The sequence below is a fragment of the Mycobacterium sp. genome, from assembly GCF_049278535.1.
Classification (GTDB): Bacteria; Actinomycetota; Actinomycetes; order Mycobacteriales; family Mycobacteriaceae; genus Mycobacterium.
The window spans coordinates 1-4,765 of the sequence record NZ_JBAPMI010000347.1; the positions used below are offsets into that span (position 1 = coordinate 1).

General features: G+C 63.2%; 6 protein-coding genes. All 6 read right to left on the reverse strand.

The annotated features are described in order from the left end of the window. Positions 1 to 127: 127 nt before the first annotated feature. A complete protein-coding gene (locus WAO18_RS22605) occupies positions 128 to 343 on the reverse strand; it encodes a hypothetical protein (RefSeq protein ID WP_422208463.1) in 216 nt (71 codons plus the stop codon). A gap of 12 nt (positions 344 to 355) precedes the next feature. Continuing rightward, the gene (locus WAO18_RS22610) at positions 356 to 2,500 is read right to left on the reverse strand and encodes an ADP-ribosyltransferase domain-containing protein (protein ID WP_422208464.1); all 2,145 of its coding nucleotides are present in this window, start codon (positions 2,498 to 2,500) and stop codon (positions 356 to 358) included. Between the two features lie 4 nt (positions 2,501 to 2,504). Beyond that, positions 2,505 to 2,795, reverse strand: a complete 291-nt coding sequence (locus tag WAO18_RS22615; RefSeq protein ID WP_422208465.1) for a WXG100 family type VII secretion target — start codon at positions 2,793 to 2,795, stop codon at positions 2,505 to 2,507. Beyond that, positions 2,788 to 3,099, reverse strand: a complete 312-nt coding sequence (locus tag WAO18_RS22620; RefSeq protein ID WP_422208466.1) for a WXG100 family type VII secretion target — start codon at positions 3,097 to 3,099, stop codon at positions 2,788 to 2,790. The genes WAO18_RS22615 and WAO18_RS22620 overlap by 8 nt, the downstream gene beginning before the upstream one ends. Before the next feature lie 101 nt (positions 3,100 to 3,200). Then, positions 3,201 to 4,121 (reverse strand): hypothetical protein, encoded by a 921-nt coding sequence (locus WAO18_RS22625; protein ID WP_422208467.1) that lies wholly within the window; start codon positions 4,119 to 4,121, stop codon positions 3,201 to 3,203. Between the two features lie 14 nt (positions 4,122 to 4,135). After that, on the reverse strand, positions 4,136 to 4,765 hold a 630-nt coding region (locus tag WAO18_RS22630), incomplete at its 5' end, for a DUF5631 domain-containing protein (protein WP_422208468.1).

A 4,765-nucleotide genomic window follows, 5' to 3' on the forward strand; every position in this document is an offset into this window, starting at 1 on the left:
AGGCGGTCGATCCGCTCCTGACCCTCGTCGAAAAGTTTGCGGTAGTGCGCCAATTCCTCTTCGGTTGGCGGGGTGACTCCTGCTTCTTCTGGTGTGGAGAATGTTTTCCCGGCGATTTTTTTGGCCACTACTTGTCTCGCCAGCCTTCGTACTCGGTACCGGAGGTGTCGTCCCAAAATTTCGACGAGACTTCAGGCCAAAGGTCTGCATCAGTCAAGCGATCCCTCTGCTCTTGAACGGCGTCGAAAATTCTGCGTGCGTGCGCCAACTCCGCCTCTGTCGGCGGAGTCACACCAGCTTCTTCAGTAGTCGAGAATGTTTTTCCAGCCATCTTTTTGCTCACTGCGTAACTCCTCTATTGCTGAATCATCTCAATGATCGTTTTGCCTGTACGGTGATCGAGCCTTTGGTCGACAACATAGAAGGGGCTGTCGGTCTCGAACAAGACTTCTTGCTCGCTGGGAAACGCAGAGAAAGAGGAGATATCCCGCCCTGTCCTCGAAAGTATCCAGAATTCGACGTTGCCCGCGAATGCCGTGGACTGGGCCACGCTCAGCTCCTTCGAAGTGCTCAAGAATGCGCTTTCGCGCACGACGGCGCCCGGCTGATAGTGCGCAAGCACTTGCGGCGGCAAGTCTGTGCCGCGAAAAACTGGCCCGTTGTGCGGAGGCAGTTTCTCCAATGCCCGGTTTAGCGCTTCAACACGAGCATGTTGCGCTGCGTCCATAGCGTTCGTCCTCAACGCGTCGTTTAGGTCCTCGTGTCCCAATCCAGTGTAATCGGCCAGCACTGATAGATCCTGGGACGTCAATGGTTGGGCTGCGTGGGCCACGGGTCCGTGATGGTCGTGTGCCGGTGACGGAGGGGAGTAAGGGCTCGGTGAGCCGCCGTGCGTTGGGCTGTGGGGAAGGGGCGACGGCGTGCCGGTCGGACCGGTTGTGGCGTGGGTCGGTGTTGATGGCGGTGGATGGCCGGCGGGCGCCGGTTCGACGACCGGCTTGGAAGGCGGGGCTGGGGCTTTTTGGTCGACTGGGGTTTTCGATTCGGTGAGCCCGTATGGCGGCAACGCGCTTTTCGGCTTCGGCGCGGGTTCCGGCTGTCCGGTTCTTGGCGGTTCGGTCCGCGGTGCAGGTATGTCGCGAGGTTGTGTGGGTCCGCGAAGGGGCGGGCGCAGATCGGGGTGTAGTCCGGTGAGCCCTTTGGTAGCGCCCGCGGCAGCGCGGCCCATTAGGGGTAGTTCTGAACCGCCGCCCGTGAGGAACGCCATCCCGAGATCTACGGCCGACTCGCCCGCCGCCAGGAAAGGGTTTGTACTCCACTCGTCCCAGTGGACGGTGTCCTTGCCGAGCTCTTTCCAAGACTCTTTGAGCTTCTGCTCGCCCTCCAATCCGGTCAGCGACTCGAGTTTGTCGACAGCGTCAGAGACGGAGTGCCAGAAGCCCTTTGGATCTAGAGCGGCTCGCGCTGGGTTGAGAGTCCAGATGCTATTGACGAAGCCCTCGGCTTCAGTGAACGCGCCCTTGAACATCTGGCCGACGTGGTCCAGGGCCCGGCCGACATCGGTGTTGTGTAGGAAGTGGTCCCATTCCTTTTCGGCGTAGCGGGCCATCGTGGAGATGATTGTGGCCGCTTCCGAAAGCGCCTTGGCGATCTCCTGACACAGCGCGTCGACCTCGGCCTTGAACTGGTTGACGATGATGCGAATGTCGTTGGCGATCTTTCTGATTTCATCTTCGTCGTCATCAGTCAGAATTTCCCAGACCACTTTCAGCCCGGTCATCGGATTGCAGATGCGCGACAACAGATCCAGGATCGCCGCGTGGACCGTGTCGATCTTTCCGGCCAATGACGTGAGCTGCGTAGCGATCGTCGCGCACTGCTGCAAGATTCCGGCCGCACTGCGGTTGGCCGCGGCGAATGCGGCGGCAATCGCTGGGCCTTCGGGGATCTGCTGAGCGCCGATGCTGCCCATCGGGCCCGCTGCTCCGAGTATTTCGCTGACTTCGAAATTTGTTCCGGCACTGGTCCAAGCGGACGCAGCAGAGCGCAATTTGGCCGAATCGCCGTTCGGCCAGATCATCCCGATATATTTCGACACCCAACCCCAGCCCGCCGGCACGCCAACGCCATCCCCGACGGCAGATGGTGCCGAGCCGGCCGAAATAGAGCCGGTTTGGTGCGGGGCGGCAAAGGGATGGCCGTGTCCTGACACATTTGACATCGCGTCGGCCGCCGAATAGTTGTGCGCTGATACCCGAACTCCATCGCCCAAGCGGCACAAACCATTACGAGTGGTGGCCATCGCCTCAAGCATTTTCGACGCCGAAGAGTTGTAGCTGCGGCCAAATGCCGCGCCGGCCGGATCGTCACCGGCCATCCCGTTGCATCCGGACAGCGACGTGGTCAATGTCGTGATGACCGATCCCAACCCTTCGCCGGCCGAAATCACGGCAGCGCCGGCTCCGTCGAGCACCTCAGGGTCTACCGCGAGCGGTGCCATTAACTCAGGACCACATGCTCGTATTCGTCGCCATCGCGTGGGTGTAGTTGTGATGCGCTGTGCTGCCGGCTGCTTTCAGCTGCTTCAGGGCCTCCCGCATCGTCGCCTCACCATGCGACCAGTGGCGATGCGCCTCGGCGTGCGCTGCCGCCGCTTTACCTGACCAGCTTTGGTGCAGATGCGTTACCAGCGAATCGATTTCGCTGACGACGCTCTCGGTGTGTTGCGTGAATTCGTCCATGCGCTGGATCGCATCGGCCAACGCCTCCGGATCTACGCTGAAGGCGTCAGCCACGGTAGATGCCGTCCGCTGTTTGGGCCGCTGCGCGATCGAAGCTCTCGAAGTCCGCCCCCGCGACGTCGACCGCTTTCGCCAGTATCGACAGCCCGAGCTGGACCTCGCCGGTTCCGCGGTGCCAGAGTTCCCATGCCTGGCCGTACGCATCGCCCGATCCACCGTGCCACCCGGCAAGAAGGTCACGAACCTGGCCGTCGAGTTCGACGAGCCTTGTGTGCAGATCCCTCGCGGCACCCGAGAGTGCTTGTGCCGCACCATGCATCACCTCGGGTTGAACCCGCAGCGTCTGCCGATCAGCCATAACGCTAACGCTAACGGCGTTGGGCATTCGGCACAATTCACCCTGGCTGGCGTCCAAACCAACCGCAAGGCATGCTTTCGCGCTTGGGCTACTTAATCGTATTACGTGCGGTTGCGGTCGATTTCGTCTTCGTCGCCGTCGCGTTTGTCGTCGGGGGCGAGCATGCGCCGGCTGGCTACCGGTTTACCGGCAATGCGTTTCACCACTTCCGGCGCGGTCTGCGGGCTGGTAATTCGGCCCTGGACTGGGGCGCCGTTTTTGACCGACGGGGGGACGACCCGCTTGGTCTCGGCCTTGCTCTCGCTGCCGCCCGCGCCGGCACCGCCCGCCGCACCGGGCGGCATCATCGGCATGCCGCCCATCGGCCCCCGCGCTCCCGCGGCTGGGTCGGGTGCACTGGGTGGCACCGGAACCTGTTGCGACGCGGCCGGATAGGTGCCAGCTGACGGAACCGGTGGCGGCCCGAGGTTGCCGGCCGGGATGGTCGCATCCGCCAACCCGGCGCCCGCGCCGGCGGCTCCACCGGCGCCCAGCGCCGCGCCTCCAGCGCCGAACGCGTCGCCAAGGGCATCTGCAGGAAGCGCACCAGCCAGGCCAGCGCCTTGTCCCGCCTTTCCAAGCGAGCTCGCCATCTGCGTGCCCATCTGCATGCCCTGCTGCATCGCCTGATTGACCCCTTGCGAAAAGCCCTGGAACAACCCACCGAAGGCTTGCATGAACTGTTGCGGCATCTGCGTCGCGGAACTCATCAGCTGCTCGAGCTGCTTGCTCCCATCTTGGTCGGCGGCGGGGAATTGCGACATCGCATCGCCGGTCTTCTCGCCGCGCTTGGCATGGCCTGCTTCGGCGGCGGCCATGTCAGTTGGATCGCCGGCGTTTCCGGCAAGGCCCAAAGTGGCGAGCAGTTGACTCATGAGTGAGCTTCCCGAGGCGATTTGATCGGGTGTCAACGGCGGCGGCGGCGGCATGCCGAACGCATGCGCGAGTTGGCCGAGAACAATCTGCAGCTGCTGCGGGTCCATCGCGATCCCCCTTCCTATGGCACGTAATTAAGTGCCTGGAACCAGGCGAAGTGATAGTTGGCACCGACACTGTCCGACGCCGCCAGTGCCTCGATTGAGGCCAGCAATTGCCAGTTTGCAATTGCGGCGCCGTCCACGTCGTCGGGATATGCGTCCAGCACTCGGTCACGGAGTGTCGCGAGATGCTGCTGAAGGAACTCGACTTCGTTGTCGACAACTCCGGTGCCGGTCGACGCCGCCTTGGCGAGGGTGTGCGCCATCTGCGGCAACCCGTCTCGCCAGTTGGTGGCTTGACCGAGTTCCCAGCCGAGCTCGTCGACAGCGGGCACCTGTCGAGGACGCGGTGAAGTTGGGATGGGTTCTGCGTCGTCGGCCGACTCGGGCAGGTAGTGCAAGGGGGTGTAGCTGGCCGATGCGCTCATCTGGCCGAGCAATGCGTCGATGTCGCCGCGGCGGTCACCTGGCTCGAGGAGGGTCACAACGGACGGGAGGGCGATACCCGGCGGAATCCAGCCGCCCGCAAGGTCGGTGACCAGAAAGGTGGTGCCGTCAGCTTGCTCTCCAGCGGCCCAACGAAGCCGCGGCTCTTGGGTGGCGACGAAGTCGACGAGCCGCTGGAGACGGGCGTGCGCGGTCGCCTGCGC

Bases quoted from the DNA above. Each gene is read 5' to 3' on its own strand.
- WAO18_RS22610 (WP_422208464.1), bottom strand. From the start codon at position 2,500: ATGGCACCGCTCGCGGTAGACCCTGAGGTGCTCGACGGAGCCGGCGCT.
- WAO18_RS22620 (WP_422208466.1), bottom strand. From the start codon at position 3,099: ATGGCTGATCGGCAGACGCTGCGGGTTCAACCCGAGGTGATGCATGGT.
- WAO18_RS22625 (WP_422208467.1), bottom strand. From the start codon at position 4,121: ATGGACCCGCAGCAGCTGCAGATTGTTCTCGGCCAACTCGCGCATGCG.